Here is a 26,807-nt window from a genome sequence, read left to right as displayed (position 1 = left end):
CATGGGGGCCGCAAAGATGAGCGCACGGCGACGGCGTGCCGTGCCCTGGCTCGTGCTGGGGCTGTGGATCGTCGTGCTGGCCGCGGTGTCGCCGTTCGCGTCGAAGCTCGCGGACGTGCAGCGGGACCGGGCCGTGGACTATCTGCCGGCGAGCGCGGACTCGACGCAGGTCGCGAGGATCCAGGACCGGCTGCCCGGGGGCGAGGCCACGCAGATGGTCGTCGTCTACCACCGGGACGGCGGGCTGACCGCGGCCGACCGGACGACCGCCGCCGACCAGATCGGGCGGATCGCGGACGAGCACGCGCTGACCGCCGAGCCGCGGGGCATCCCGTCCGCGGACGGGACCACCGTGGTGTACCCGATCGCCAGCACCGAGCCGGGCACCGACGAGAAGGCCCGCGACCGGCTCGTCAACGACGTGCGGGACATCGCCCGCGGCGGGGACGGCCTCGGCGTCGAGGTCGGCGGCGAGGGAGCCCTCGCCACCGATGCCGCCGAGGTCTACAACTCGCTCGGCGGGCCGCTGCTCTACACCACCGCCGGGGTGGTCGCCCTGCTGCTGATCGTCATCTACCGCAGTCCGCTGCTGTGGCTGGTGCCGCTCGGCGTCGCGGGCATGTCGGAGTTCCTGGCGCGGGCCGTCGCCTACGGGCTCAACCAGGGCTTCGGGACCTCCGTCACCGGCCAGAGCGGCGGCATCATGACGATCCTCGTCTTCGGCGCCGGCACCGACTACGCGCTGCTGCTCGTCTCCCGCTACCGGGAGGAGCTGCGGCGCAACGAGCGGCCGTACGACGCGATGGCGGCCGCGCTGCGGGGCTGCGGGCCCGCCGTGCTCGCCTCCTCCGGGACCGTGGCCGCGGGCCTGCTGTGCCTGCTCGCCGCCGACCTCAACAGCAGCCGCGGCATGGGTCCGCTGGGCACCGTCGGCGTGCTGGTGGCGCTCGTCGCGATGCTGACGCTGCTGCCCGCGGTCCTCGTCCTGCTCGGCCGCCGGGTGTTCTGGCCCCTCGTGCCCCGCTACGGCAGCACCCCCAAGGTCCGCCGGTCCCTGTTCGCCGCCATGGGCAGCTCCGCCGGCCGGCGGCCCCTGACCGTGCTGGTCGGCGGGGCCGCACTGCTCGGGGCGCTCGCGCTCGGCGTGCTGAACCTGCCCGGCAGCCTCAAGCAGGAGGACTCCTTCACCAGCAAGCCCGACGCGGTCACCGCCATGGGGACGCTCGCCGAGGCCTATCCGGAGCGGAGCACCCAGCCCATCACCGTCATGACCCCGGCCGACCGCGCCGACGCGACCCTCGCCGCGGTCCGCGGCACCGAGGGCGTCGACAGCGCCCGCGAGGGCCGTACCGGGGACGGCTGGACCGAGATCTCCGTCATCGCCCGGCACGCCCCCCAGTCCGCCGGGGAGACCGCGACCATCAAGGCCCTGCGCGCCGAGCTCGACGGCTCCTACGTGGGCGGGCCCAGCGCCCAGCAGCTCGACCTGAAGGACACCAACAGCCGCGACCGGATGATCGTCGTGCCGATCGTCCTCGTCTCCGTGCTGCTCATCCTCATCGCCCTGCTGCGCTCCCTGGTCGCACCGCTGCTCCTGGTGGCCGCCGTCGTCGCCGTGTGGGCCGCCGCCCTCGGCATCGGCGGGCTGCTCTTCGGACCGGTGTTCGGCTTCGAGGGCACCGATCCCGGGCTCGGACTGCTGTCCTTCGTGTTCCTGGTCGCCCTCGGCGTCGACTACGGCATCTTCCTGATGCACCGCATGCGGGAGGAGTCCCTGGCCGGGGCCGAACCGGTCACCGCCGCCCTCACCTCGCTGCGGGCCACGGGCGGCGTCATCGCCTCCGCCGGACTCGTCCTCGCGGCCACCTTCGCGGTGCTGACCAACATGCCGCTGGTCCAGCTCGTCGAGCTGGGCTTCGTGATCGCGGTGGGCGTGCTGCTGGACACCTTCCTGGTGCGGACCTACCTGGTCACCAGCGCGGCCGTGGCGCTGCGGCGCAAGGTGTGGTGGCCGGGGGCGCTGTCCCGGGCGCCCGAGCCGCCCGTACCGGCCGAGCGGCAGCCGGAACCGGTGTGACGAGGTCGCTCCTGGGCGCCCTTCCCTCCTGGAAGGGCGCCTTCCGGCCCGAAGTCCCGGAAGATGACACCGTGCAGGAGACCACGAGACCCCGGCTGGGCGAACGGATCATGGCGGCGGTCAACCGTGACCCGCGGACCGCCCCGCACGGCACCCGCAACGACGCCCTGCTCGCCGCCGTGCTCGCGGCGGTGGCCGTGTGCGTCGGCCTGTTGAGCGACGAGGGCCGCCGCCCGGACGCCCTCGGGTGGACGCTGCTGCTGGCCGCGCACGTGCCGATCGTGTGGCGGCGGCGCCGCCCGATGCTCGTGCTGGCCGCGATGGTCGCGCTGATCGTGCCCTACCACGCCCTCGACAACAACCATTTCGCCCCCACCCCGGTCGCCTACGTCGCCCTCTACACGGTCGCCGTCACCGGCCGCCCCCTGCGGACGGTCCTGACGGGCGTCACCGTCGTCGGCCTGTCCACGAGCGTCATGCTCACCGTCAGCACCCACCAGGCCGTCGAACTGCTGCGGATCTCCGGCTGGATCATCGCCGTCCTCTTCTGCGGCATCGACGTCCGCTACTACCGCCAGTACGTCGCCTCCATCGTCGAGCGCGCGGTCCGCGCCGAACGCACCCGCGAGGAGGAGGCCCGCCGCCGGGTCGCCGAGGAACGCCTGCGCATCGCCCGTGACCTGCACGACCTGCTCGCGCACAGCATCACCCTCATCGGCGTGCAGACCTCCGTGGCCGCGCACGTCCTGGCCGCCGACCCCGAACGCCTCGACCGGGAGACGGTCGCCAAGGCCCTCGACGACATCGCCGAGACCTGCCGCACCGCACGCGGCGAACTCCGTACGACCCTGGAGGTGCTGCGCGAACACGGCCCCCAGGACACCCGCGGCCCGCTGCCCGGCCTGGACGGACTGCCCGACCTCGTCGCGGCGGCGCGGCTCGCGGGCGCCCGCGTCGAACAGGACCTGCGGGTGCGCACCGACCCGCCGCCCGCCGTCGGCGCCGCCGCCTACCGGATCGTCCAGGAGGCGCTCACCAACGCGGTCCGGCACGCGGGCCCCGCACCCGCCGTACGCCTCAGGCTGTACGACGAACCGGGCGCCCTGCGGGTGACGGTGACCGACGACGGCACCGGCCCGCTCCCCGGCGGCACTCCCGGTTTCGGGCTGGTCGGCATGCGCGAGCGGGCCCGCAGCGTGGGTGGCACACTCGACGCCGGACCACGCCCGGACGGCGGGTTCGAGGTGACGGCGGCGCTGCCGCTCGCCGTGGGGGAGGGGACCGTATGACCATCCGCGTGCTGCTCGCCGACGACCAGACCCTGGTGCGGGCCGCGTTCGCCATGCTCGTCGAGTCGGCGCGGGACATGGAGGTCGTGGGAGAGGCGGGCAGCGGGCGGGAGGCCGTGGCGGTGACCCGCGCGGTGCGCCCCGACCTGGTGGTCATGGACATCCGCATGCCCGACCTCGACGGCATCGAGGCGACCCGGCTCATCGCGGCCGACGAGGACCTCGCCGGGGTGCGGGTGCTGGTGCTGACCACCTACGACAGCGACGAGAACATCGTCGAGGCGCTGCGCGCGGGCGCCTCCGGCTTCCTGGTGAAGGACACCCGGCCCGCCGAACTCCTCGACGCCATCCGCACGGTGGCGGCCGGCGAGGCACTGCTGTCGCCGGGCCCCACGGCACGGCTGATCGAGCGGTTCCTGCGCAGCCCCTCGGTACCGGTGGCGGGCGGCGGCCCCGAGTGCCTGTCCGACCGGGAGCGGGAGGTGCTGGCCCTGGTCGCGCGGGGCCTCAACAACACCGAGATCGCCGAGGCGCTGGGCCTGAGCCCGCTCACCGCGAAGACCCACGTCAGCCGCATCATGGGCAAGCTGGGGGCGCGGGACCGGGCCCAACTGGTCATCGTCGCCTACGAGTCGGGCATGGTGACCCCGGGGACGCCGTAGAGGAGCGGGGGCGCCGACCCCTGTACGGCGCCCCCGCACCCGGTGTCCCGCTACGGCAGCTCCTGCTGGTACGTCGTGTCCTGGTCGGAGTCGTAGATCAGCTTGCCGCCCTTGTCGTAGCCCTTGACGTGCGGGTTCCTGGTGACCTGGGTGGTCAGGGTGCCGGAGGCGACGAACCAGCCGTGGTCGAGGACCGCCTCGCGGTCGGCGCCGCCGTAGGAGACGGTCACCTCGGCCACGTTCGGTTCGACCGTGCCGATGAAGCCCCAGCTGAACGGCAGCCGCCAGTTGCCCTTGTCGATGAAGGACTGCTGGTAGAGCTTGTTGGCGTTGATGTCGGCCAGCACGGGCGGGGAGTCCGGCTGCCGGTCGCTGCCGCCGCTGAAGTTGTAGCCGGAGGCCTCGCCGTCCTTGATGTTGCAGATCAGCCGGATCTCCTGCGGCTTGTCCTGCACGGCGACCACGAAGACGCCGTCCCCGGGCGAGTTGCTGTCGCCGGTGCTCTTCAGCGCCAGGATGATCCGGTAGTCGGCGGCCTCGCCGGGGTCCGAACCGTGCGCGCCCTGGGCGATGTTCCGCCGTTGCAGCGCCAGGCACTTGTCCAGGCCGTCGACGGCCTGTGCCCGTGTGATCCCGTCCCGGAGCTGCCCCGCCGTGGCCGGGCCCGCGGGCCCGGTGGGCGTGGGGGAGGGGGTGGGGGTCGGCCGGGCGCTGGCGGACGCCGTGGGGGTCGTCGCCGTGTCGGCCGTCCCCGTCCCCGCGCCGCCCACCGCGAACGCCCCCACCGGCACCGCGGCCAGCGTCACCAGGACCGCGCCCGCCACCACCACCCGCCGGCGCCGCTCGGCGACGCCCCGGCGGCGGATCTGCGGGTACGGCACCGGCGCGGGCCGGATGGTGTAGGCGTCCTCGGCGAGCAGCTCCCGCAGCTGCTCCTCGAAGTCCCGCTGCGCTTCCTCGCTCATCTCGTGCCTCCCTGCGGGGCGCGGTCCATGACCTGTGCGAGCCCCGGATACGTACGCAACTTCGCCAGTCCCTTGGACGCCTGGCTCTTGACCGTGCCCTGGGAGCAGCCGAGCACCTCGGCGGCCTCCGCCTCCGACAGGTCCTCCCAGTAGCGCATCACGACCACGGCCCGCTGCCTGGGCGGCAGTTGGGCCAGGGCGGCCATCAGCACCCCGCGTTCGTCGACCCGGGCCACGGCCTCGTCACGGCCCGCCCGCTCCGGCGGCGCGTCGGTCAGCGACTCCTGCACGCGCCGCTTGCGGAAGCGGTCGCTGTTGCAGGTGACCAGCATCCGCCGGACGTACGCCTCCGGGTTGTCGCTGCCGGACACCCGCCGCCAGGAGCGGTACGCCTTCGCCAGCGCGGTCTGCGTCAGGTCCTCGGCGTGATGGGCGTCGCCGGTGAGCAGATAGGCGGTCCGCACGAGGTGCGACCACCTGGCTCTGACGAATTCCTGGAACCGGTCCTCTAGTTCGGCCTGCATCTGGCACCCTCCCTCGCCCACCAGACCACCGGGGGAGCGGATTCGGTTGCCCGCTCGTCGACGACGGGTTCGAATGGGGTCATGGAGGGGTGGGACGAACACGGGCCGGGCATCCTGCGACTGCCGTCCGGGCGCCTGGTGCGGGGCCGCGGTCTGCGGCACCCGCTGGATCCGGCCGCGCCGCGACCGGCGTACGGCGTCTATCTGCTCGGCGGGAAGCCTCCCGAGGTGCCCTGGGAGTCCCGCTGGTTGCGCTGGCCGGACTTCCGGCTGCCCGTGGACCGGGCGGAGGCTCGTGCGGTGCTCGGCGAGGTCTGGCGGCGGTGCGCCGGCGAACGGGTGGAGATCGCGTGCGGCGGAGGCAAGGGCCGCACGGGAACGGCCCTTGCCTGCCTGGCGGTGCTGGACGGCGTGCCCCCGGCGGAGGCGGTCGCCTACGTGCGTGAGCACTACGACCGGCGAGCGGTGGAGACCCCCTGGCAGCGGAGGTACGTCCGCCGCTTCTGACCGGTCAGCCCAGGGTGCCGGCGACCACCGCGGCCGCGTCGGCGACCAGGGCGTCGTCCCGTACGGCGTCCGGCGCGGGCATGGTCGACAGCACCGACAGGACGATCGGGTCGCCGGTGCCGGTCCACACGACGCCCACGTCGTTGGCGGTGCCGTAGGAGCCGCTGCCGGTCTTGTCGGCGATCGTCCATGTCTTCGGCAGGCCCGCGTGGAAGCGGTTCACGCTGGTCGTGTTGTGCAGCAGCCAGTGCGTGAGCAGCTCCCGGTCCCGCCGGTTCAGCGCGTCGCCGAGGACCAGCCGGCCGTAGGTGCGGCCGACGGCGTACGGGCTCGTCGTGTCCGTGAGCCGCCACGGCTCGGCGGTGTTGAGCTCGGGCTCCCAGCGGTCGAGGCGGGTCACGCGGTCGCCCAGCGAGCGGGCGAAGCGGGTGATCGCGGTGGGCCCGCCGAGTTCGCGCAGCAGGAGGTTGCCGGCCGTGTTGTCGCTGTGGGTGATGGCCACCTCGGCGAGCCCGGCGATCGTCATGCCCTCCGCCAGATGGGCCGCCGTCTGGTCCGAGCCCGGGATCACCAGGTCGTCCTCGGTGTAGTGGATGCGGCGGGCCAGCACCTCGCCGTGCCGGTCCAGGTCGCGCAGGACGGCCGCGGCGGCGAGGGCCTTGAACACCGAGCACATCGGGAAGCGCTCGTCGGCGCGGTACCGCACGGACCGCCCGGTCGAGGGGCGGTGGGCGAAGACGCCGAGCCGGGCGCCGTAGCGCTCCTCCAGGGCGCGGAGCCGGGCGGTGACGCCGTCCTCGGCGGCGTGCGCGCTCGTGGTGGTCGAGGCGGTCAGGAAGCCGGCCGTGCCGGCGGCCAGCAGGGTGCGTCGGGACAGTTCTCCGGAGCGGATCGTGCTCTCCTTCGCTCGGTGACGGTTACCGGTCTCTTCGATGATCGACGCCAGTGGCTCATCCCTTGGTTGCGTCGCGGGGGCAGTAGAGGTCCTCGGCGGGGCGCTTGCCGGTGGCCAGGAAGCGGGAGACCGCCGCGTCGCCGCACGCGGTGCCGTTGTCCAGGTAGGCGTCGTGGCCGGTGGAGTCGTTGACGACCATGACGGCCCGCCGGCCGAGCGCCTCGCGCAGCTTGAGGGCGCCGCTGAGCGGGGTGGCGACGTCCCGTGCGTTCTGCACCATCAGGACATTGGACGGGCCGCGGTCGGTGACGTGCACCGGCGCCTCCTTCGGCTCCCACGGCCAGGCGGCGCACGGCATCGCGTTCCTCGGCATGCCCCCGGTCAGCGGGAACCGGGAGCGGCTCTCGGCCACACCCGCGCGGTACACCTCCGGGTCGGCCGGCCAGTCGACGTCGTTGCAGATGGTGGCGGCGGCGACCGCGGTGTAGTTCTGCACGACGGCCTCGGGCGGGGCCGCCGGGGCGGGCGGCACCGTGCCCTTCCGGGCGGCGAGGACCAGTTCGGCGAGGGCCGGGTAGTCGTCCGGGTCGTAGAAGGAGTCGAGCATCGACTGGCGCAGGACGTTGCCGTTCAGCTCCTCGGGGTTGGCGCCCGGCCAGGGGATCGGCTCGCGGTCGAGGCGGGCGGCGAGGCGCAGGAAGAGCGGGCGCACCTCGGCGGCCGTGTCGGCCAGGCGGCGGGGATTGCCGGGCGCGGAGGCCCACGCGGCGAACTCCGGGAAGTTGTCCTCGGCCCCCTGCTCGAAGGCGTTGAGCCAGGCGCGCTCCCCGAGGACGGGGTCCGCGTTGTCGTTGCTGTCCAGGACGACACGGTCGAGGCGCCGGGGAAACAACTGGAGGTAGGCGTCGGCGACGTAGGTGCCGTAGGACACGCCCCACGCGGACACCTTGCGCTCGCCGAGCGCGGCCCGCACGCGGTCGAGGTCACGGGCCTCGTTGAGGGTGCTGATGTGCCGGATCAGCTCGCCGCCGTTGCGCTCGCAGGCCTCGGAGATGCGCTTGCCCGCGGCCATGGCCGCGTCGACGGAGCCGTCCGGGGAAGGCCAGGGCAGCAGGGTGGTACGGGCCAGGTCCCGGTGTTCGAGCCCGCAGTCGACGGCCGTCGAGGGGGCCATCCCACGCGGGGCGAAGCCGATCAGGTCGTAGGCGTCCCGCACCTTCTCGGGCAGCTTCTGCCCCTTCCCGGACGGGTCGTTCAGGCTGTCGCCGCCGGGTCCGCCGGGGATGAGCAGCAGGGCACCGCGCCGGGCGTGCGGGTTCTCGCTGCGGATACGGGAGACGGCGATCTCGATCCTCGGGCCGTCCGGGTCGGCGTAGTCCATGGGCACGGCGACGGTCGTGCACTGCTGGCGCGGGTCGAGGCCGCCGCCCTCGCACTTGGTCCACTTCAGGGCCGGGGCGCCGGAGTCGGCGGACGCGGACAGCGGGGTCAGGACACCGAAGACGGCGCCGGAGGCGGCGGCGATCAGGGCGAGGCTCTTCGTCATCTGCTTCATGCGAGGAGCCTCGCGGATCGCCCGCCGTCACCCCATCCGGTCAACTGCCCGATCCGCAGGGGGGTTTACCCCCCTACCTGAGCAGCCCGAGGAACTGGGTCCAGGTGTCGGCGGGGAAGACGAGGACGGGGCTGTCGGTGCCGAGTTTGGAGTCACGGACCGGCATGGCCCCGGGGACCGCGTCGGTGACCTCGACGCAGCTACCGCCCTCGCCGTTGCTGTAGCTGCTCTTGCGCCAGCGGGCGTTGCTCAGGTCGTACTCGCGCATTGTCTGAAGTCCTCCGCCGCCGACTCGACCAGGGCCAGGGACGCCTCCGGCGACAGCGCGGCGACCCTGAGCAGATCGTAGGCGCGCTGAGCCCTTTTCACCACGGCCGGATCGTCGATGAGCGTCCCCGAAAACGCCGTCTCTGTATAGGCGAGGGGAGGTGCGTCGTCGAACTCCATGAGTTGCAGCATCCCGGCGATCGAGGCGTAGGCCCCGGCCGCGAACGGCACCACTGTCAGCCACACCTTGCGATCCCGCATCAGCTGTGCGATGCAGTCCAGTTGCTCGGCCATGGACTGCGGACCGCCGACCGGGATGCGCAGCACGCTCTCGTGCAGGACCACCCAATACTCGGGCCTGGTCGCGTCCTTGAGGATGCGCGCCCGTTCCAGGCGGGCGGCGACCTTCTCCTCGACATGCTCGTCCGTGACAAACGGGTTCGCGGCGATCGTCACGGCTCCGGCATAAGCCGCCGTTTGCAGCAGGCCGGGCACCACCGTCGGCGCGAACTCACAGATCCTCGTCGCCGTGCGCTCGAACTCCACGACCTGCGCGAAGTAATCCGCATACCGCTTGTCGTCGATGAGCTTCCTGCACAACCGCTCGAAAATACCGTCGGTTTGTAGAACTTCGTCGATCCGCTGCGAGATATCCAGTTGCGGCTTTCGAAAAGCCTGCTCGAACTGCCCGATGTAAGCGCCCGAGACGAAGACGCGTGACCCCAGCTCCGCCTGGGTCATCCCCACCTCCTCCCGGTGCCGCCGCAGTTCCGTGCCGAAGAACTCCCACGCCGCCTGCCGTGAACCATTGGCCATGGCCAACCCCCTTGTTCAGCTTCGCACTTGTAGTGCACAGACTCCTGCCGAGTGTAGGGAAAGAAGAGCACCGTGGAGACGGGAAGAGTGAAACCCGAAAAAGGCGGGGAGTTCGAGGGAATCGGCGTCTGGAGGGAATCGGTGACGAAATTGCCCGTGGGTTCGTACGTCGTGGACACCCGCACCGGGAGGTCCGGCGTGGTGATGGGGCACGAGGGGCCGTACGTCCAACTCAGACCCCACGGCGGCGGCAGGGAGTGGGACGCGGCGCCGGAGGAGGTCCGGGAGGCCGGCCCGGCGGAGTGGCCGAAGATCACCGGTGGGTACCGGTCCGCCGAGGAGGGCCGGCCGTAGTCGGGGACACCGGCGAGCACGGTCCCGGGTAGGCGAGAATGGGTTCATGAGTCTGTTCCGCGAAGAGGGCACCGTGCCGCGCACCCGGCGCGGGGGTGTGCGATGAGTCTCTTCCGGGACGACGGGATCGTGCTGCGGACGCAGAAACTGGGAGAAGCGGACCGGATCATCACGCTGCTCACGCGCGGGCACGGGCGGGTGCGGGCCGTGGCCAGGGGGGTGCGGCGGACCAAGTCGAAGTTCGGGGCGCGGCTGGAGCCGTTCTCCCACGTGGACGTGCAGTTCTTCGCGCGGGGGAGCGAGCTCGTCGGGCGCGGGCTGCCGCTGTGCACGCAGAGCGAGACCATCGCGCCGTACGGTGGCGGGATCGTCTCCGACTACGCGCGGTACACCGCCGGGACGGCCATGCTGGAGACCGCCGAGCGGTTCACCGACCACGAGGGCGAGCCGGCCGTCCAGCAGTACCTGCTGCTCGTGGGGGCCCTGCGCACCCTCGCCCGGGGCGAGCACGCGCCCCACCTCGTCCTCGACGCGTTCCTGCTCCGCTCCCTCGCGGTCAACGGCTACGCCCCGAGTTTCAGCGACTGCGCGCGCTGCGGCATGACCGGCCCGAACCGCTTCTTCTCGGTGGCCGCCGGCGGCTCGGTCTGCGTGGACTGCCGGGTGCCCGGCAGTGTCGTACCGTCGCCGCAGACCCTGGAACTCCTCGCCGCGCTGCTTACGGGAGACTGGGAGACCGCGGACGCGAGCGAGCCGCGGTACGTCCGGGAGGGCAGCGGGCTGGTGTCCGCCTACCTGCACTGGCACATGGAGCGCGGGCTGCGCTCCCTCCGGTACGTCGAGAAGTCGTAGAGCACCACTGAGGAGACGAGAAGCACCATGGCCGTAAACGGGATCCTGGGGCGCCGGCGGCGCGAGTACAGGGCGCCGGAGCCGCACCCGTCCGGTGCCCGCGCGCCGAAGCTCCCCGGTGAGCTGATCCCCGAGCACGTGGCGATCGTCATGGACGGGAACGGCCGGTGGGCCAAGGAGCGCGGGCTGCCCCGGACGGAGGGGCACAAGGTCGGCGCCGAGCGGGTCCTCGACGTGCTCCAGGGCGCCATCGAGGCCGGCGTGAAGAACATCTCGCTCTACGCCTTCTCCACCGAGAACTGGAAGCGCTCGCCCGACGAGGTCCGCTTCCTCATGAACTTCAACCGGGACTTCATCCGCAAGACCCGCGACCAGCTCGACGAGCTCGGCGTCCGGGTGCGCTGGGTGGGCCGGATGCCCCGGCTGTGGAAGTCCGTGGCCAAGGAGCTCCAGGTCGCCCAGGAGCAGACCAAGGACAACGACCGGCTCACGCTGTACTTCTGCATGAACTACGGCGGCCGCGCCGAGATCGCCGACGCCGCGCAGGCCCTCGCCGAGGACGTGAAGGCCGGCCGCCTCGACCCGTCGAAGGTCACCGAGAAGACCCTCGCGAAGTACCTGTACTACCCGGACATGCCCGACGTGGACCTGTTCCTGCGGCCCAGCGGCGAGCAGCGCACCTCCAACTACCTGCTCTGGCAGAGCGCGTACGCCGAGATGGTGTTCCAGGACGTCCTGTGGCCCGACTTCGACCGCCGCGACCTGTGGCGGGCGTGCGTCGAGTTCGCCTCCCGGGACCGCCGCTTCGGCGGGGCCGTCCCGAACGAGGAGCTGCTCGCCATGGAGGAAGCGATGAAGGGCGAGCCGGAGGACTGACCTCCGACCCGCCCCCGGCGGCCGTGTGCGGGTGGTCCGCGGCGCACACGGCCAGTGGGTCAGTCCTGGGCGGCCGCGCAGTCCGCGCAGGTGCCGAAGATTTCCACGGTGTGCGCCACGTTGACGTAGCCGTGCTCGGCGGCGATCGCGTCGGCCCACTTCTCGACGGCCGGGCCCTCGACCTCCACGGCCTTGCCGCAGACCCGGCAGACGAGGTGGTGGTGGTGGTCGCCGCTGGAGCAGCGCCGGTAGACGGACTCGCCGTCGGAGGTGCGCAGGACGTCCACCTCGCCCGCGTCGGCGAGGTTCTGGAGCGTGCGGTAGACCGTGGTCAGACCGACGGCGTCGCCCTTGTGCTTGAGCATGTCGTGCAGTTCCTGCGCGCTGCGGAACTCGTCGACCTCGTCGAGGGCCGCCGCCACGGCGGCCCGCTGCCGGGTGGCGCGGCCCTTCACGGGCGGTCCTGCGGTCGTCACGGGTTCCTCCTTCGTTCGGCGGCTGCCGGGCCATTGTGCCAGCCCGGCCTGTGCCGGGTCAGACGCCGACCGGGCCGTCCGCCTCCCGGCTGGCCGGAATCACACACTCCGCGGGGTCCGGGGCGGGCTGCGCGGCGGCGGCCGCCCGGGCCCGTCGCCGGGCCAGCGGAGTGGCGAGCCCGGTCAGCAGGATGAACGCCCCGATGGTCAGCAGCACGATCGTCGCGCCGGGCGGCACGTCCTGGTAGTACGAGGTCACGGTGCCGCCGATGGTCACCGTCACGCCGATGGCCACCGCGATCGCGAAGGTGGCCGCGAAGCTCCGGCTGAGCTGCTGCGCCGCCGCCACCGGCACCACCATCAGCGCGCTCACCAGCAGCAGTCCGACCACCCGCATCGCGACGGTCACCGTCACGGCGGCCGTGACCGCGGTCAGCAGGTTGAGCGCGCGCACCGGAAGGCCGGTGACCCGGGCGAACTCCTCGTCCTGGCTGACCGCGAAGAGCTGCCGGCGCAGTCCCAGGGTGACGAGCACCACGAACGCGGCCAGCACGCAGATCGCCGTCACGTCCGAGGCGGAGACCGTGGACAGCGAACCGAACAGGTACGACGTCAGGTTGGCGTTGGAGCCGCCGGGCGCGAGGTTGATGAACATCACGCCGCCGGCCATGCCGCCGTAGAAGAGCATCGCGAGGGCGATGTCGCCCCGGGTTTTGCCGTACCAGCGGATCAGCTCCATGAGGACCGCGCCGAGCACCGAGACCAGGGTGGCCATCCACACCGGCGACCAGGAGAGCAGGAAGCCGAGGCCGACGCCGGTCATCGCGACGTGGCCGATGCCGTCGCCCATGAGGGCCTGGCGGCGCTGGACGAGGTAGATGCCGACGGCGGGGGCGGTGATGCCGACCAGGACGGCGGCGAGCAGGGCCCGCTGCATGAAGGCGTAGTCGAGGAAGTCCATCAGCTCAGCAGTCCCGTACGGATCGGCTCGTGGTCGTGGGGGTGGACGTGGTCGTGGCCCGGCAGGGCGTGCTGGCCGACCGCGCGCGGGGGCGGGCCGTCGTGCTGCACGCAGCCGTCGCGCAGGACGACCGCCCGGTCGATCAGCGGCTCCAGGGGCCCGAGTTCGTGCAGCACGAGCAGGACCGTGGTGCCCTCGGCGACCTGGTCCCGCAGGGTCCGGGCCAGCACCTCCTGGCTCGCCAGGTCCACGCCCGCCATCGGCTCGTCCATGATCAGCAGTTCGGGTTCGGCGGCGAGTGCGCGGGCGATCAGCACCCGCTGGTGCTGGCCGCCGGAGAGGGCGTTCACGGAGTCCTTCGCCCGGTCCGCCATGCCGACCAGCTCCAGGGCCCGGCGCACGGCCGCGTGGTCCGCCTTGCGCAGCACGCCGAAGCGGGCCCGGGACAGCCGGCCCGAGGAGACGACCTCGGTGACGGTCGCCGGGACACCGCCCGCGGCGGTGGTGCGCTGCGGGACGTACCCGACCCGCGCCCAGTCCCGGAAGCGCCCGCGCGGAGTGCCGAAGAGCTCGACCTCCCCCGCGGCCGCGGGGACCTGCCCGATGATCGTGCGGATCGCGGTGGACTTGCCGGAGCCGTTGGCGCCGAGCAGCGCGACGACCTCACCGCGGTGCACGGTGAGGTCGATGCCGCGCAGGACGGGCCGCGAACCCAGGTCGGCGCGGACCCCGCGCAGGGATACGACGGGTTCGGTCATGCCGTCCTCCGATGTCATTTCGCTCCCAGGGCGGCCTGAAGCGCCTTGAGGTTGGCTTCCTGGACCGCGAAGTAGTCCTTGCCGCGCGACTTCTCGGTGATGCCCTCGATCGGGTCGAGGACGTCCGTCTTCAGCCCGGCGTCGGAGGCGATGGTCTTCGCGGTCCTGTCGCTGACGAGCGTCTCGTAGAACACGGTGGTGACGCCGTCGGCCTTCGCCATCTTCTCAAGGTCCTTGACGCGGTTGGCGCTCGGCTCCGACTCCGGGTCCAGGCCGTTGATGGCCTCCTCGGTCAGGCCGTAGCGCTCGGCGAGGTAGCCGAAGGCGGCGTGCGTGGTGATGAAGACCTTGCTGTCGGTGTTCTTCAGCCCGTCCTCGAACCTGGTGTTCAGGGCGTCGAGCTTCTTCACCAGGGCCGCGGTGTTGGCCTTGTAGTCGGCCGCGTGGTCCGGGTCGGCCTTCTCGAAGGCGGCGCCGACGCCCTTGGCGACCTCGGAGTACTTCACCGGGTCGAGCCAGATGTGGGGGTCCTTGCCGCCGGCTTCCTCGCCGTGTTCGTCGTCGTGCTCGGCCGCGTGGCCGCCGACCTCGTTGCCGTGCTTCTCCAGGGAGGTCAGGGTGGCCGCGTCGATCGTGGTCTTGACCCCGGCCTGGGCCACCGCCTCGTCGACGGAGGGCTGGAGGTTCTTGAGGTAGAGCACCGCGTCGGACTCCTGGAGCTGCGCGGTCTGCTTGGCGCTGATCTCCAGGTCGTGCGGCTCCTGGCCGGGCTGGGTCAGGCTGGTGACGCTGACGTGGTCGCCGCCTATCTGCTCGGCGAGGAAGGCCATCGGGTAGAAGGACGCAACGACGTCGAACTTGCCGGTGCCGCCCGCCGCGGCACTGTCGGTGGAGCAGGCGGAGAGGGCGGCCAGGGCACCGGCGGCGGCGATCATGGGTATCAGGCGTCGTCGTTCGTTCATGACAGTCATTTTCATCAAATATGGAAACCGTTGTCAACAAAGTCCCGCTCGCGAACCGATTTGATACGGGGGGTGGCGGCGCCGGTAACCTGAGGCATTCGCTGCCGTCCATTCGTCATGAAGAGAGCACCGTGGCCGCCGACAAGATCGACACCATCGTCAGCCTGAGCAAGCGCCGGGGCTTCGTTTTCCCCTGTAGTGAGATCTACGGCGGCCAGCGCGCCGCCTGGGACTACGGACCGCTGGGTGTCGAGCTCAAGGAGAACCTGAAGCGTCAGTGGTGGCGTTACATGGTCACGTCGCGCGAGGACGTGGTCGGTCTCGACTCGTCCGTGATCCTGGCCCCCGAGGTCTGGGTCGCGTCCGGTCACGTGGCCACGTTCACGGACCCGCTGACCGAGTGCACCTCCTGCCACAAGCGGTTCCGCGCGGACCACCTGGAGGAGGCGTACGAGGCCAAGAAGGGCCACGCCCCGGAGAACGGCCTCGCCGACGTGAACTGCCCCAACTGCGGCAACAAGGGCCAGTTCACCGAGCCCAAGCAGTTCTCGGGCCTGCTCTCCACCCACCTCGGCCCGACCCAGGACAGCGGCTCCATCGCCTACCTGCGTCCCGAGACCGCGCAGGGAATCTTCACCAACTTCGCCCAGGTGCAGGTCGCTTCGCGCAAGAAGCCGCCGTTCGGCATCGCCCAGATGGGCAAGTCCTTCCGCAACGAGATCACGCCCGGCAACTTCATCTTCCGCACCCGCGAGTTCGAGCAGATGGAGATGGAGTTCTTCGTCAAGCCGGGCGAGGACGAGAAGTGGCAGGAGTACTGGATGGAGCAGCGCTGGAACTGGTACACCGGCCTCGGTCTCCGCGAGGAGAACATGCGCTGGTACGAGCACCCGGCCGAGAAGCTCTCCCACTACTCCAAGCGCACCGCCGACATCGAGTACCGCTTCCAGTTCGGCGGCAACGAGTGGGGTGAGCTGGAGGGCGTCGCCAACCGCACCGACTACGACCTCAACGCCCACTCCAAGGCCTCCGGCCAGGACCTCTTCTACTACGACCAGGAGGCCGGCGAGCGCTGGACGCCGTACGTCATCGAGCCCGCGGCCGGTGTCGGCCGCGCGATGCTGGCGTTCCTGCTCGACGCGTACGTCGAGGACGAGGCCCCCAACGCCAAGGGCAAGCTGGAGAAGCGCACGGTGCTGCGTCTCGACCACCGCCTCGCCCCGGTCAAGGTCGCGGTCCTGCCGCTGTCCCGCAACGCCGAGCTGTCCCCGAAGGCCAAGGGCCTCGCCCAGACGCTGCGCCAGAACTGGAACATCGAGTTCGACGACGCCGGCGCGATCGGCCGCCGTTACCGGCGCCAGGACGAGATCGGTACGCCGTACTGCGTGACGGTCGACTTCGACACCCTGGACGACAACGCGGTGACGGTCCGCGAGCGCGACTCCATGAAGCAGGAGCGCGTCTCCCTCGACCAGATCGAGGGCTACCTGGCCGGGCGTCTCGTCGGCTGCTAGGTCCGTCGGCTGCCGGGTCTCCGGGCTGTGAGGTCCGGTGGCTGCCGGTGCGTCGTCGTCCGCGGACGCGTCGTGGCCGGTCGCGCAGTTCCCCGCGCCCCTGACGGGGCGCGCCGAGGGCGCCTTGACGAGTGGCCCCCGATACAGGTCTCCGTGTGGACCTGTATCGGGGGCCTTTCCGTGTCCAGGCTGACCCCATGAGCCTCGCCTTCCTCCTCACCACCCTCGTCGTGGTCGCCACCCCCGGCACCGGAGTCGTCTACACGCTCGCCGCCGGGCTCTCCCGCGGTCGGCGTGCGAGCGTCGTCGCCGCGTTCGCCTGCACCCTCGGGATCGTGCCGCACGTCCTGGCCACCGTCACCGGGCTCGCCGCGCTGCTGAACGCGAGCGCCGTGGCGTTCCAGGCGGTCAAGTACGCCGGAGTCGCCTATCTGCTGTACATGGCCTGGGCGACCGTGCGGGACAGGACGGTGATCGACGTCGACCAGGACGACGCACCCCGGTCCGCGGGCCGCGTCATCGTCCGCGGCGTGCTGGTCAACCTCCTCAACCCGAAGCTGACGATCTTCTTCCTCGCCTTCCTGCCCCAGTTCGTGAACCCGGCCGAGCCGCACGCCCTGCCGCGCATGCTGGCGCTGAGCGGGGTCTTCATGCTGGCGACCTTCGTGGTCTTCGCCGGTTACGGGGTGCTCGCGGCCTCGGTGCGCAGTCATGTGATCTCACGGCCCCGGGTGATGGCCTGGCTGCGGCGGAGCTTTGCGGGCTCCTTCGTGCTGCTGGGGGCGAAGCTGGCCACGACGGACGGATGACGGGTGCCGAATGATGGGTGACAGATGACGAATGACAGATATTGAAATCTGTCATTCGTCATGGCAGGGTGGATGCCATGACGATGCGAACCCGAACCCTCGGCACCACCGGCCCCCAGGTCTCCGCGCTCGGCCTCGGCTGCATGGGCATGTCCGGCATGTACGGCGAGAGCGACCGGGCCGAGTCGATCGCCACCATCCACGCCGCCCTGGAGGCCGGCGTCACCCTGCTGGACACCGGCGACTTCTACGGCTCGGGCCACAACGAACTGCTGATCAGCGAGGCGCTGCGGACGGCCCCCGCCGCCCTGCGCGAGAAGGCGCTGCTCAGCGTGAAGTTCGGCTCCCTGCGCGACCCGGACGGCGGCTGGTCCGGCTTCGACGGCCGCCCGGCCGCCGTGAAGAACTTCGCCGCGTACTCCCTCCAGCGCCTCGGCGTCGACCACATCGACGTCTACCGCCCCTCCCGGCTCGACCCCGAGGTGCCGATCGAGGAGACGGTCGGCGCGATCTCCGAACTGGTCGAGAAGGGCTGGGTGCGGCACATCGGGCTCAGCGAGGTCGGCGCCGACACCATTCGCCGGGCCGCCGCCACCGCCCCGATCTCCGACCTCCAGATCGAGTACGCGCTGATATCCCGGGGCCCCGAGCGGGAGATCCTGCCCACCGTGCGCGAGCTGGGCATCTCCGTCACCGCGTACGGAGTGCTCTCCCGTGGGCTGATCTCCGGCCACCTCACCGCCGACCGGCGCCTGCCCGCGAACGACTTCCGGGCCCACGCGCCCCGCTTCCAGGGTGAGAACCTCCGGCACAACCTCGCGCTGGTCGAGTCCCTGCGCAAGGTCGCCGAGGAGAAGGGCGTCACCGTCGCGCAGATCGCCATCGCCTGGGTGGCCTCCCGGGGCGAGGACATCGTGCCGCTGGTCGGCGCCCGGACCCGCGAGCGGCTCGGGGAGGCCCTGGGGGCGCTGGACGTCACCCTGGACGCCGCCGACCTCGCCGCCGTCGAGGCGGCCGTACCGGCGGACGCGGCAGCGGGCGAGCGGTACGCGGCACCGCAGATGGCCATGCTGGACAGCGAGAAGTGAACACCGCGCGGCCGGTCGCTGCCGCGGGCGGGTGGGGGGTGGTCGCGCGGTTGCCCGCGTCCCTGGGTGGGGTCCGTGCGGGTATCCGTCCGGCGGGGAACGCCTTGCCAGGTACCGTCTAGGCATGCCCCCGACCACCGAGATCCTGACCGCCGAGCGCATCCTCGAAGCCACCGAGGAGGTGCTGCGCCGCCACGGCCCCGCCAAGGCCACCGTGGTGGACGTGGCACGCGCGCTCGGCGTCAGCCACGGCAGCGTCTACCGCCACTTCCGCACGAAGGCGGCGCTGCGGGAGGCGGTGACGAAGCGGTGGCTGGACCGGGCGACCGGCATGCTGGCCGAGATCGCCGCCCAGGACCGCGCCCCGGAGGCCCGGCTGCGGGACTGGCTCGCCGCCCTCTTCGAGGCCAAGCGCCGCAAGGCGGGCGACGATCCGGAGCTGTTCGCCACGTACACGGTCCTGACCGGTGAGAACGTCACGGCGGTCAGCGAGCACCTCACCGAGCTGACCGGCCAGCTCACCCGCATCGTCGGGGACGGCGTCGACGCGGGCGTCTTCACCGTCGCCGACCCGGCCGTCGCGGCCCTCGCCGTCTTCCACGCCACCGGCCGCTACCACGACCCCGCCTATGCCGGGGAGTGGGAACAGCCGGGCGCCCAAGCGGAGTTCACGGCGCTGGTGGACCTGCTCGTCCGGGGCCTCACGGCCTGACCGCCGACGCGCTACTTCGAGGGATCCACCGTCGCCTGGTGGGCCTCCGCGAGATGTTCCTCCGCCTTCAGCCAGGGCAGGAACTGCGCCGCCCTGCGCCAGCCGCAGGTGTCGCACCTGATCGTGCGCTGCGCGCCCTTGCGCTCCACCTGGACCACGTGCCGGCGCCCGTGCTGGTCGAAGCGGCTCACCCTGCTCGTGCCGATCTGCACCATCTGCCTCGCCTCCGGCAAGGAGTGTGCAGCAAGAACAACATCAACAGCGGTATCTTCACGGGGCGTTCGCCAGGACTTGAGCCGCGCCCTCAGTCGATCGTCCGCGGCAGCCGCAGACTCAGCACACCGGTCAGGGCCACCCCGGCCAGCTGGACCAGCAGCGTCGTCACCAGCGCGTCCCGCATGCCCATGCCCGGCACCAGGGTGAGGAAGAGGCTGCCCAGCGTGGCCACGCCGAGCGCCAGGGCGGCCTGCTGGGTGGTGACCATCACGCCACTGCCCACCCCGGCCCGCGCGGGCGGTACCTCGGACAGGACGATCCGGAAGACCACCGGCAGCTGGAGGGCCTGGCCCACCCCGGCGATCGCACCACCGGGCAGCAGGGGCAGCAGTCCGAGGTCCGGCCAGGAGGAACGGGCCGCCAGGATCATCAGCCCCAGACCGACCGCCTGGACCAGCGCGCCCGCCGTCACCACCCGGGTGCCGAAGCGGGTGATCAGCCGGGGCCCGGCGACCGACGTGACCAGGAACGTCACCGCGAGCGGGACCAGCGCGAGACCCGCCTGCACGGGACTGCGGCCCGCCCCCTCCTGGAGGGCCACCGCGATCACGAACATGAAGCCGGCGAACCCCATCGAGAACGGCACGATCAGCAGCAGGCCGCGCCGCAGGGACACCAGCGCGAACAGGCTCGGCGGGACGAGCGGCGTCCGGCCCGCGCGGTCCGCCCGGCGCTCCACCGCGAAGAACGCCCCCGCGAGGAACGGGAACGCCGCCAGCGACAGCCACGTCCACAGCGGCCAGCCCGCCGCCCTGCCCTCGGTCAGCGGGGCGAGCAGCGCCAGCAGGGTCACCGCCAGCAGGACCGTGCCGGGGCCGTCCACCGGTTCGGGGCGGGGGGAGCGGGTCTCCGGGACCGTACGGGCTCCGAGGAACAGGCCGACCACGACGACCGGGACGTTCACCAGGAACGCGGCCCGCCAGCTCGTGCCCGCGATGTCGGCCGCCACCAGGACCCCGCCGAGGATCTGGCCCGCCACCATGGCGAGGCCCGCCGTCGCGCCGTACAGGCCCATCGCGCGGGCCCGGCGGGACCCGGCCGTCGCCGACTGGATGGTGGCGAGGACCTGCGGCAGCATCGCGGCCGACGCGGCGCCCTGCGCGACCCGCGCCGCGACCAGCGTCCACGCGGTCGGCGCGAGCCCGCACGCCAGCGAGGTCAGCCCGAACGCCAGCATGCCGCCCAGGAACAGCCGGCGGCGCCCGAAGAGGTCACCGAGCCGGCCGCCGAGGACGAGGAGGACGGCGTACGCCAACCCGTAACCCGCCACGACGAGTTCGAGGACCGACTCGCTCGCGGAGAGGTCCGCGCCGATGCTGGGCAGGGCGACGTTGACGATGAAGAAGTCGATGAGGGGGAGTGCCGCGGCGAGCAGCACCGTGAACAGTCCGAGGCCGCCCAGCTCGGGTGGCGCGGCGGTGCGGACAGGGCGTGGAGTCGTGGTGTCGGTGGTCACGTCCCCGAGCCTGCGCCCACTCCCAGACGGGTACCAGAGTCTTCTTATCCTGGTAGAAGAACCACCTGGCAACAGGGTCCCGGTGGAGGCAGGCTGGAGGCATGACCACCGTGGCCCAGGAGACAGCCGTACCCGCGACCGCGTCCCTGTCCGTGATCCGGCGCCTTGAGCTCGCCGCCTTCCTGCGCCACCGCCGCGAGCACATCACCCCCGAGCAGGTCGGCCTGCCGCGCGGTCGCAGGCGCCGCACCCCGGGCCTGCGCCGGGAGGAGGTCGCTCAGCTCTCCGCGGTCGGCGTCACCTGGTACACCTGGCTGGAGCAGGCCCGGGACATCCAGGTCTCCGTACAGGTACTGGACGCCCTGGCCCGCGCCCTGCTGCTGGACCCGACCGAGCGCTCGCACCTGTTCCAGCTGGCCGGAGCGGTCGACCCGACCCCGGCCACCGTCTGCCCCTTGATCACCCCCGCCGTCCGGCAGGTGCTCGAACAACTGGAACCGCTCCCGGCCTGTGTGCAGAACAGCCGCTACGACATCCTCGCCTACAACCGCACCTACGGCCTGCTCCTGTGCGACCTGGACGCGGTGCCGCCCGAGGACCGCAACTGCATGATCCTCTCCTACACCCACGACGACTGGCGCTCCTCGATCGTCCACCTGCCGGAGGTGCAGCGCCTGATGGCCGCCCGCTTCCGCGCCACCATGGCCGGCCACCTCGCCGAGCCCGCCTGGAAGATGCTCCTGCACCGGCTGCGCACCGAGTCCCCGGAGTTCCGCGAGGTCTGGGACCGCCACGAGGTCATCGAACACCGGGGCCGCCGCAAGGAGTTCACGAACCGCTACGTCGGCCGCGTCTCCGTCGACCACACCGACCTCTGGCTCGGCCCCGAGGCGGGCCCCCGCATGGTGACCTACGCCCCCGCCGACGAGGAGTCCCGGCGGCGCCTGGAGCGGCTGCACGCGATCGCCCTGGAGAGGGTGCCGGCCGCTCGGGCGTGAGACACCCGCACGCGCCCTTACGCCTCGGTCGCCGCAGGTGGGGATGAGTGTCCGAAGTACGGGAACCCGGTTTGTCCGAAAGACAGAACCCCCCCCACGTGCGAGGCGAGTCATGGCCGAGCAGAAGTCGTCGCAGCAGGCAGCAGAACCGCGGTCACCGGCGCAGGGGCTCCCGCAGCCGCTGCGGGCGGCCGCATCGGTGCTGGGGAAGGTGCCCGGGGCCGGGACCGTGGGCCGGGTGGCCGAGGGAGCGCTGGACCGGGTCGGGGCGGTGTCCCCACGCGGCCGGCGGCTCGCGGTGTACGCCGGGGCCGGGGTGCTGGGCGTCGCCGGCATCGTCGAATGGCCCGTCGCGGTCACCGGGGCCGCGGTGGCGTGGCTGACCCAGCCCAGGCCGGGCCGGGAGGAGTCCGGCGGCGAGAGCCGGCCCACGCCCCGCGTCCTGGCGTCGACCCACGGCAAGCCGGACCTCGCGTCCCGCCAGGCGGCCGCCGCGCCGCCCACGCCCTCCGACAAGCTCCCGCCGCACGAGACGGCGGCGCCGTCCGGGCGGGGCGGCCCCGGGGGCACCACCACGGGCCGTACCCGATCCGGCGACTGAGGACGACCATGAACCGAGGACTCACGACAGCGGCCGCGGGCCTCGTCCTGGCCGGCCCGCGCCTGCTCGCCAGGGGTACGCCCACCGCGGTCGGCGTGGCGGCCGGGGCGGTGGCGGGAACGGCCCGGGCCGGTGTGCGCACCGCGGACTTCGCGGCCCGCACGACACGGGCCGCCCGGGCCGCCCTCCCGGGAGCGTCCCCGAACTGGCGGGCGGGCCACCGCGTCCACGTGCCCCTGCGCACGCAGGCGGACCCGGCACATGGGGAACACGCCCCGACCGAGCACCGCGCCCGCCGTCTCGTCGACGCCCTCGCCGAGCACCCCGACATCGCGCTGGCCTACTGGGACCAGGGCCTCGGGCGGCTCGTCGTGACCGCCGTGGAGGGGGTGGCCACCGAGCGCGTCGAGAAGCGGGTCTCGGTGCTCGCCGAGCGGTACGGGCTGGTCGCGGACGACCAGGACGTCGAGGAACTCGCCCACCCCGGCGACCCCGGCTCCGTGCGCACCGCCGCCCTGGCGCTCGCCGCCGACGCCGTCGGAGTCGTCGCCGCGGTCACCGGGTCCGCGCTGAAACTGCCCGCCTCCCCGCGGCCGGTGACGGCGGTCGTGACCCTGCTGCGGGAGAACCCCCGCTTCAGGGGCTGGCTGCGGGGACGGCTCGGAAGCGCCCGCATGGACGTGGCGCTGGCCGTCGTGAACGCCGCCGTGCACGGCGCCGGCCAGAGCCCCACCTCCCTGCTGCTCGACGGGACGCTGCGCTCCTGCCAGCTGACCGAGGCCCTGGTGCGGACGGCCGCCTTCGAGACGATGCACGACGACCTGTGCGTCCCCGACCGTGACAGCGTGCCCGCCCAGGCGGCCCTGCGCCCGCCCCCGCGCCCCTCACCCGCCCAGGACTACGCGAGCCACGCCGCGGCCGGCAGCATCGCCGGCGCCGTCGCCGCGCTCCTCGTCAAGCACGACGTGACCGAGGCCGCGGAGGCCGTCCTCGCGGGCTCCCCCAAGGCCGCCCGCTACGGCCCCGCCGCCTTCCACGCCGTACTCGGCACGGCCCTGTCGCGGTCCGGCGTCCTCGTGCGCGACCCTGACCGACTGCGCCAACTGGAGACCGTCGGCACGGTCCTGCTGCACCCGAGCGCCCTGCGCCCCCCGGGCGCGGGCGCCGACCCCTGGGCCGAACCCGTGCTGGACGCGGCCCGGCACGCCGGACTGCGGGTCGTCGTCCTGGACGACCCCGCGCTGGCCGACTTCACCGGCCTCGCCGACCAGGTCGTGGACGCAGGGCGGCCGCTGCCGGAGATCGTCGACGGGCTCCGCAACGACGAGGGCGGTGTCCTCACCGTCGCCCGCCCCCAGGACGCCGACGTCGTGGCAGGACTCCTCCGCGGCGACGTGGCCGTCTCCCTCACCGACGGCGGCTGCGCGGTCGCCTGGGGCGCCGACGTCCTCGCCCCGCACGGACTGCCCGACGTCTGGCGGCTGCTGACCGCCGTGCCGGCGGCCCGCGCGGTCGGCCGCCGCTCCCAGACCCTGGCCCGCTCGGGCGCCGCCCTGTCCGGCCTCCTCGTCGCCGTCGGCGAGTCGGGCCGCAGCCGACGCCGTACGGCACTGCCCGGCCTGCGGCACGCACCCGTCGACGTGGCCGCGGCCGCCGCCCTGTTCACCGGCACCCGCACCGCCCTGCGGGTGGCGGCCACGAGCCTCCCCCACCCGCGCCCCCGGGTGCCCTGGCACGCCCTGGACCCGGACGACGTACGCGACCGGCTGGAACAGCAGGCACCCCCGGAACCGACGCTCGCCGAGCAGACGACCGCACGGGTCCGCACCGCCGCCGACGCCGTCGTACGCCTGCCCGTGCTGGCCCCCGTCAGGTGGTCGGCGCAGCTCGCCCGGGCCGTGCGCGGAGAGCTGGACGACCCGCTCACCCCCGTCCTCGCGGTCGGCTCGGCCGCGTCCGCGATCCTCGGGTCCGCCATGGACGCCCTGCTGGTGGTCGGCGCCCTCGACCTCAACGCGCTCGTCGGCGGCCTCCAGCGGCTGCGCGCCGAGCGGGCCCTGTCCGGGCTGCTCGCCCAGCAGAAGCAGAAGGCCCGGGTCGCCGAGGAGGACGCGGAACCGCACGTCGTCGACGCCGCCGGGCTGAACCCCGGAGACGTCATCGAGCTCACCCTGGACGACGTCGTCCCCGCCGACGCCCGCCTGCTGTGGCAGGACGGCCTGGAGGTCGACGAGTCCGCGCTGACCGGCGAGTCCCTCCCGGTGGGCAAGTTTACCGACCCGAGCCCGCACGCCCCCGTCGCCGAACGGCACTGCATGGTCTTCGAGGGGACGACCGTGGTGGCCGGGAACGCCCGCGCGGTCGTCGTGGACACCGGCGACCGCACCGAGGCCGCCCGCGCCGTCGCCCTCGCCGCCCGCACCCCGGCCGCCGGCGGGGTCCAGGCCCGGCTCCAGGAACTCACCCGCAAGGCGATGCCGTTGACGATGGCGGGCGGCGCCGCGGTCACCGGGCTCGCCCTGCTGCGCGGCACACCCCTGCGGCAGGCGGTCAGCGGCGGCGTCGCGGTCGCGGTGGCCGCCGTCCCCGAAGGGCTGCCGCTGGTCGCCACGGTCGCACAGCTCGCCGCCGCCCGACGGCTCAGCGCGCACGGCGTCCTGGTCCGCGCCCCGCGCACCCTCGAAGCCCTCGGCCGCATGGACACCATCTGCTTCGACAAGACCGGCACCCTCACCGAGAACCGGTTGCGCCTGGTCCGGGTCGCCGACGCGGACGGGCGGGTCCACGCCGCCGGCGAGCCCGACGCGGACGGCCCGCTGCGGATCGCGGCCCGCGCCTGCCCCCAGCTCGACGGCGACTCCGAGCAGCGCCCGGCCCACGCCACCGACGAGGCCGTCCTGGACGCGGCCGCCCCGGACGAGGAGTGGACCCAGCTGGAGGGCCTGCCCTTCGAGGCGGGCCGCGGTTACGCCGCCGCCGTCGGACAGGCCGGCGACGACTCCCCGGTCCTGGTGCTCAAGGGCGCCCCGGAGACGGTCCTGCCCGCCTGCTCGGACCTGCCCCCCGACGCCTCCGAGCGGGCCCACTCCCTGGCGGCCGACGGTCTGCGGGTCCTCGCGGTGGCCCGGCGGCCGCTCGGCGGTGACGACAGGGCCGTACTCGAGGAGCCGCTGCGGGACCTGGAGTTCGTGGGCCTGCTGGGCCTCGCCGACGTGGCCCGGGACACCTCCCCCGACCTGGTCCGCGGACTGCGCGAGGCGGGGGTACGACCGGTCGTGCTGACCGGTGACCACCCGCAGACCGCCCACGCCATCGCCACCGACCTCGGCTGGCCCGAGGACGCCACGGTCGTCACCGGCGACGAACTGGCCGCCGCCGACCGCTCGGCCCGCTCCCGGATGCTGTGCGACGCCGACGTCGTGGCCCGGGTCGCGCCCGAGCAGAAACTCCAGGTCGTCGAGGCCCTCAGGGACGCGGGCCGGGTCGTCGGCATGGTCGGCGACGGCGCCAACGACGCGGCCGCCATCCGGGCCGCCGACATCGGCGTCGGCATCAACGCCCGCGGCTCCGCCGCCGCCCGCAACGCCGCCGACCTCGTCCTCACCGGCGACGACCTCACCGCCCTCATCGAGGCCGTCCGCGAGGGCCGCGCCCTGTGGCACAGCGTCGCCGACGCCATCGCCATCCTGATCGGCGGCAACGCGGGCGAGGTGAGCTTCGGCATCCTCGGCACCCTGCTGTCGGGAGCGGCCCCCCTGTCCACCCGCCAGATGCTCCTCGTCAACCTCTTCACCGACCTGTTCCCGGCGATGGCCGTGGCGGTCACGCCGACGGAGAAACCCACGGAGGACAACCCCTCGGTCGACACCATCCTGGGCACCTCCCTCACCCGCAAGATCCGTGACCGCGCCTTCACCACCTGCCTCGGCGCCACGGTGGCCTGGCTCATCGGCCGCTTCACCCCTGGCACGGCCCGCCGCTCGACGACCATGGCGCTGTGCGCGGTGGTCGGCACCCAGCTGGCCCAGACCCTGGCGGACCGCCGGGAGAGCCCACTGGTCCGGGTGACGTCCCTGGGCTCCGCGGCGGCCCTGGTCGCCCTGGTGGAAACCCCGGGAGCAAGCCAACTCTTCGGCTGCACCCCCCTGGGCCCGCTGGCGTGGGCGGGAGTCGCAGCGGCGATAGCCCTGGCACTGACGGGCCAACGGTTCGTACCGGCGGTGGAGCGGACAGTACTGAGCCGCCTGCACTGAGCTCTGCACGGGCCGGTTGTGCGGTGGGTGCTGCCCCCAGTCGGCTGTGGTCACCCACCCGAGGACGCGGTCGGCCGTCGGCCGGCGGACTACGCGCTGAGGTCCGAGGAGGGGGGTGCTGTCTCGGTTCGGCTGAGGTCACCCACCCAGGGGCGCGGGGAACTGCGCGACCGGCCCCCACCGGCCGTCGGCCGGTGGACTACGCACCTGAGGTCCGAGGAGGGGGGTGCTGTCTCGGTTCGGCTGAGGTCACCCACCCAGGGGCGCGGGGAACTGCGCGACCGGCCCCCACCGGCCGTCGGCC

Annotated in this window: 26 protein-coding genes; 14 read left to right on the top strand and 12 right to left on the bottom strand. The window is 72.9% G+C overall.

Going from position 1 to position 26,807, the window contains the following annotated elements; genetic code table 11:
- Position 1 precedes the first annotated feature (1 nt).
- The 3 genes from ACIQJT_RS06315 to ACIQJT_RS06305 are packed head-to-tail and all read left to right on the top strand — an operon-like array spanning position 2 to position 4,028.
- Complete coding sequence (locus ACIQJT_RS06315) at positions 2–2,077, top strand: MMPL family transporter (RefSeq protein WP_402640356.1); 2,076 nt, start codon at positions 2–4, stop codon at positions 2,075–2,077.
- Complete coding sequence (locus ACIQJT_RS06310; RefSeq protein ID WP_402640354.1) at positions 2,074–3,366, top strand: sensor histidine kinase; 1,293 nt, start codon at positions 2,074–2,076, stop codon at positions 3,364–3,366. Before ACIQJT_RS06315 ends, ACIQJT_RS06310 begins: the two co-directional genes overlap by 4 nt.
- Positions 3,363–4,028, top strand: a complete 666-nt coding sequence (locus tag ACIQJT_RS06305) for a response regulator (RefSeq protein WP_402640352.1) — start codon at positions 3,363–3,365, stop codon at positions 4,026–4,028. The genes ACIQJT_RS06310 and ACIQJT_RS06305 overlap by 4 nt, the downstream gene beginning before the upstream one ends.
- 50 nt (positions 4,029–4,078) lie before the next feature.
- Here the strand turns inward: ACIQJT_RS06305 and ACIQJT_RS06300 are convergent, their stop codons facing one another.
- Positions 4,079–4,993 (bottom strand): hypothetical protein, encoded by a 915-nt coding sequence (locus ACIQJT_RS06300; protein WP_402640349.1) that lies wholly within the window; start codon positions 4,991–4,993, stop codon positions 4,079–4,081.
- Entirely contained in the window at positions 4,990–5,517 is a 528-nt protein-coding gene (locus ACIQJT_RS06295) for a SigE family RNA polymerase sigma factor (RefSeq protein ID WP_365450521.1), read from the bottom strand. Before ACIQJT_RS06295 ends, ACIQJT_RS06300 begins: the two co-directional genes overlap by 4 nt.
- A gap of 81 nt (positions 5,518–5,598) precedes the next feature.
- Between ACIQJT_RS06295 and ACIQJT_RS06290 the strand changes: the two genes are divergently transcribed.
- Entirely contained in the window at positions 5,599–6,024 is a 426-nt protein-coding gene (locus ACIQJT_RS06290) for a protein phosphatase (RefSeq protein ID WP_365450523.1), read from the top strand.
- A 4-nt stretch (positions 6,025–6,028) separates the two neighbouring features.
- Here ACIQJT_RS06290 and bla read toward each other — a convergent pair whose 3' ends face one another.
- From bla to ACIQJT_RS06270, 4 genes are all read right to left on the bottom strand, one after another.
- The gene (gene bla / locus ACIQJT_RS06285) at positions 6,029–6,916 is read right to left on the bottom strand and encodes a class A beta-lactamase (protein WP_402641315.1); all 888 of its coding nucleotides are present in this window, start codon (positions 6,914–6,916) and stop codon (positions 6,029–6,031) included.
- 58 nt (positions 6,917–6,974) lie between these two features.
- Entirely contained in the window at positions 6,975–8,474 is a 1,500-nt protein-coding gene (locus ACIQJT_RS06280; protein WP_402640345.1) for an alpha/beta hydrolase, read from the bottom strand.
- A 73-nt stretch (positions 8,475–8,547) separates the two neighbouring features.
- On the bottom strand, positions 8,548–8,742 hold the full coding sequence (locus ACIQJT_RS06275) for a DUF397 domain-containing protein (protein ID WP_402640342.1): 195 nt from the start codon (positions 8,740–8,742) through the stop codon (positions 8,548–8,550).
- Entirely contained in the window at positions 8,724–9,557 is an 834-nt protein-coding gene (locus ACIQJT_RS06270; RefSeq protein ID WP_402640339.1) for a helix-turn-helix transcriptional regulator, read from the bottom strand. Before ACIQJT_RS06270 ends, ACIQJT_RS06275 begins: the two co-directional genes overlap by 19 nt.
- A 141-nt stretch (positions 9,558–9,698) precedes the next feature.
- Here ACIQJT_RS06270 and ACIQJT_RS06265 point away from each other — a divergent pair, with 141 nt between their 5' ends.
- The 3 genes from ACIQJT_RS06265 (at position 9,699) to ACIQJT_RS06255 (ending at position 11,639) form a co-directional block, all read left to right on the top strand.
- Positions 9,699–9,911, top strand: a complete 213-nt coding sequence (locus ACIQJT_RS06265) for a hypothetical protein (RefSeq protein ID WP_365450689.1) — start codon at positions 9,699–9,701, stop codon at positions 9,909–9,911.
- A 102-nt stretch (positions 9,912–10,013) separates the two neighbouring features.
- Positions 10,014–10,763, top strand: a complete 750-nt coding sequence (recO, locus tag ACIQJT_RS06260) for a DNA repair protein RecO (RefSeq protein WP_280894531.1) — start codon at positions 10,014–10,016, stop codon at positions 10,761–10,763.
- A 27-nt stretch (positions 10,764–10,790) separates the two neighbouring features.
- Entirely contained in the window at positions 10,791–11,639 is an 849-nt protein-coding gene (locus tag ACIQJT_RS06255; protein WP_402640337.1) for an isoprenyl transferase, read from the top strand.
- 59 nt (positions 11,640–11,698) lie between these two features.
- On the opposite strand, the gene ACIQJT_RS06250 is transcribed toward ACIQJT_RS06255, so the two are convergent.
- From ACIQJT_RS06250 to ACIQJT_RS06235, 4 genes are read right to left on the bottom strand one after another with little or no spacing between them, the layout of a single operon-like run.
- The gene (locus ACIQJT_RS06250; protein ID WP_053851443.1) at positions 11,699–12,115 is read right to left on the bottom strand and encodes a Fur family transcriptional regulator; all 417 of its coding nucleotides are present in this window, start codon (positions 12,113–12,115) and stop codon (positions 11,699–11,701) included.
- Between the two features lie 58 nt (positions 12,116–12,173).
- Positions 12,174–13,076 (bottom strand): metal ABC transporter permease, encoded by a 903-nt coding sequence (locus tag ACIQJT_RS06245; protein WP_402640335.1) that lies wholly within the window; start codon positions 13,074–13,076, stop codon positions 12,174–12,176.
- A complete protein-coding gene (locus ACIQJT_RS06240) occupies positions 13,076–13,852 on the bottom strand; it encodes a metal ABC transporter ATP-binding protein (RefSeq protein ID WP_365450535.1) in 777 nt (258 codons plus the stop codon). The genes ACIQJT_RS06245 and ACIQJT_RS06240 overlap by 1 nt, the downstream gene beginning before the upstream one ends.
- Positions 13,849–14,796 (bottom strand): metal ABC transporter substrate-binding protein, encoded by a 948-nt coding sequence (locus ACIQJT_RS06235; protein ID WP_402640332.1) that lies wholly within the window; start codon positions 14,794–14,796, stop codon positions 13,849–13,851. Before ACIQJT_RS06235 ends, ACIQJT_RS06240 begins: the two co-directional genes overlap by 4 nt.
- A gap of 131 nt (positions 14,797–14,927) precedes the next feature.
- Here ACIQJT_RS06235 and ACIQJT_RS06230 point away from each other — a divergent pair, with 131 nt between their 5' ends.
- From ACIQJT_RS06230 to ACIQJT_RS06215, 4 genes are all read left to right on the top strand, one after another.
- A complete protein-coding gene (locus tag ACIQJT_RS06230) occupies positions 14,928–16,310 on the top strand; it encodes a glycine--tRNA ligase (protein ID WP_365450540.1) in 1,383 nt (460 codons plus the stop codon).
- Between the two features lie 197 nt (positions 16,311–16,507).
- The gene (locus ACIQJT_RS06225; RefSeq protein WP_402640330.1) at positions 16,508–17,119 is read left to right on the top strand and encodes a LysE family translocator; all 612 of its coding nucleotides are present in this window, start codon (positions 16,508–16,510) and stop codon (positions 17,117–17,119) included.
- Between the two features lie 77 nt (positions 17,120–17,196).
- A complete protein-coding gene (locus tag ACIQJT_RS06220) occupies positions 17,197–18,207 on the top strand; it encodes an aldo/keto reductase (RefSeq protein ID WP_402640328.1) in 1,011 nt (336 codons plus the stop codon).
- 124 nt (positions 18,208–18,331) lie between these two features.
- On the top strand, positions 18,332–18,919 hold the full coding sequence (locus tag ACIQJT_RS06215; protein WP_365450548.1) for a TetR family transcriptional regulator: 588 nt from the start codon (positions 18,332–18,334) through the stop codon (positions 18,917–18,919).
- An 11-nt stretch (positions 18,920–18,930) separates the two neighbouring features.
- On the opposite strand, the gene ACIQJT_RS06210 is transcribed toward ACIQJT_RS06215, so the two are convergent.
- Complete coding sequence (locus tag ACIQJT_RS06210) at positions 18,931–19,134, bottom strand: hypothetical protein (protein ID WP_402640325.1); 204 nt, start codon at positions 19,132–19,134, stop codon at positions 18,931–18,933.
- A gap of 89 nt (positions 19,135–19,223) precedes the next feature.
- Positions 19,224–20,651 carry an MFS transporter gene (locus ACIQJT_RS06205; RefSeq protein ID WP_402640323.1) on the bottom strand — a complete coding sequence of 476 codons (1,428 nt, stop codon included), beginning with the start codon at positions 20,649–20,651 and terminating at the stop codon, positions 19,224–19,226.
- A gap of 101 nt (positions 20,652–20,752) precedes the next feature.
- On the opposite strand from ACIQJT_RS06205, the gene ACIQJT_RS06200 reads away from it, so the two are divergent.
- The 3 genes from ACIQJT_RS06200 to ACIQJT_RS06190 all read left to right on the top strand — a co-directional run bounded on the left by ACIQJT_RS06200 (position 20,753) and on the right by ACIQJT_RS06190 (position 26,503).
- Positions 20,753–21,649, top strand: coding sequence for a helix-turn-helix domain-containing protein (locus ACIQJT_RS06200; protein WP_402640321.1), 897 nt, complete (start codon positions 20,753–20,755; stop codon positions 21,647–21,649).
- 112 nt (positions 21,650–21,761) lie between these two features.
- A complete protein-coding gene (locus ACIQJT_RS06195; protein ID WP_402640319.1) occupies positions 21,762–22,250 on the top strand; it encodes a hypothetical protein in 489 nt (162 codons plus the stop codon).
- 8 nt (positions 22,251–22,258) lie between these two features.
- A complete protein-coding gene (locus ACIQJT_RS06190; protein WP_402640317.1) occupies positions 22,259–26,503 on the top strand; it encodes an HAD-IC family P-type ATPase in 4,245 nt (1,414 codons plus the stop codon).
- The last annotated feature ends 304 nt before the right edge of the window (positions 26,504–26,807 follow it).

This window comes from Streptomyces sp. NPDC091972, assembly GCF_044756385.1.
Lineage (GTDB): Bacteria > Actinomycetota > Actinomycetes > Streptomycetales > Streptomycetaceae > Streptomyces.
Note: the sequence above shows the minus strand (reverse complement) of the source record. Positions and strands in the feature narration are given on the sequence as shown.

What these genes read in the sequence shown, in the direction of transcription:
- ACIQJT_RS06220 (WP_402640328.1), top strand. Translation starts at nt 17,197, where the DNA reads ATGACGATGCGAACCCGAACCCTCGGCACCACCGGCCCCCAGGTCTCC.
- ACIQJT_RS06200 (WP_402640321.1), top strand. Translation starts at nt 20,753, where the DNA reads ATGACCACCGTGGCCCAGGAGACAGCCGTACCCGCGACCGCGTCCCTG.
- ACIQJT_RS06290 (WP_365450523.1), top strand. Translation starts at nt 5,599, where the DNA reads ATGGAGGGGTGGGACGAACACGGGCCGGGCATCCTGCGACTGCCGTCC.
- ACIQJT_RS06280 (WP_402640345.1), bottom strand. Translation starts at nt 8,474, where the DNA reads ATGAAGCAGATGACGAAGAGCCTCGCCCTGATCGCCGCCGCCTCCGGC.
- ACIQJT_RS06210 (WP_402640325.1), bottom strand. Translation starts at nt 19,134, where the DNA reads ATGGTGCAGATCGGCACGAGCAGGGTGAGCCGCTTCGACCAGCACGGG.
- ACIQJT_RS06275 (WP_402640342.1), bottom strand. Translation starts at nt 8,742, where the DNA reads ATGCGCGAGTACGACCTGAGCAACGCCCGCTGGCGCAAGAGCAGCTAC.
- recO (WP_280894531.1), top strand. Translation starts at nt 10,014, where the DNA reads ATGAGTCTCTTCCGGGACGACGGGATCGTGCTGCGGACGCAGAAACTG.
- ACIQJT_RS06225 (WP_402640330.1), top strand. Translation starts at nt 16,508, where the DNA reads ATGAGCCTCGCCTTCCTCCTCACCACCCTCGTCGTGGTCGCCACCCCC.
- ACIQJT_RS06270 (WP_402640339.1), bottom strand. Translation starts at nt 9,557, where the DNA reads ATGGCCAATGGTTCACGGCAGGCGGCGTGGGAGTTCTTCGGCACGGAA.
- ACIQJT_RS06255 (WP_402640337.1), top strand. Translation starts at nt 10,791, where the DNA reads ATGGCCGTAAACGGGATCCTGGGGCGCCGGCGGCGCGAGTACAGGGCG.
- ACIQJT_RS06295 (WP_365450521.1), bottom strand. Translation starts at nt 5,517, where the DNA reads ATGCAGGCCGAACTAGAGGACCGGTTCCAGGAATTCGTCAGAGCCAGG.
- ACIQJT_RS06195 (WP_402640319.1), top strand. Translation starts at nt 21,762, where the DNA reads ATGGCCGAGCAGAAGTCGTCGCAGCAGGCAGCAGAACCGCGGTCACCG.
- ACIQJT_RS06235 (WP_402640332.1), bottom strand. Translation starts at nt 14,796, where the DNA reads ATGAACGAACGACGACGCCTGATACCCATGATCGCCGCCGCCGGTGCC.
- ACIQJT_RS06245 (WP_402640335.1), bottom strand. Translation starts at nt 13,076, where the DNA reads ATGGACTTCCTCGACTACGCCTTCATGCAGCGGGCCCTGCTCGCCGCC.
- ACIQJT_RS06190 (WP_402640317.1), top strand. Translation starts at nt 22,259, where the DNA reads ATGAACCGAGGACTCACGACAGCGGCCGCGGGCCTCGTCCTGGCCGGC.
- ACIQJT_RS06315 (WP_402640356.1), top strand. Translation starts at nt 2, where the DNA reads ATGGGGGCCGCAAAGATGAGCGCACGGCGACGGCGTGCCGTGCCCTGG.
- ACIQJT_RS06215 (WP_365450548.1), top strand. Translation starts at nt 18,332, where the DNA reads ATGCCCCCGACCACCGAGATCCTGACCGCCGAGCGCATCCTCGAAGCC.
- ACIQJT_RS06305 (WP_402640352.1), top strand. Translation starts at nt 3,363, where the DNA reads ATGACCATCCGCGTGCTGCTCGCCGACGACCAGACCCTGGTGCGGGCC.
- ACIQJT_RS06240 (WP_365450535.1), bottom strand. Translation starts at nt 13,852, where the DNA reads ATGACATCGGAGGACGGCATGACCGAACCCGTCGTATCCCTGCGCGGG.
- ACIQJT_RS06300 (WP_402640349.1), bottom strand. Translation starts at nt 4,993, where the DNA reads ATGAGCGAGGAAGCGCAGCGGGACTTCGAGGAGCAGCTGCGGGAGCTG.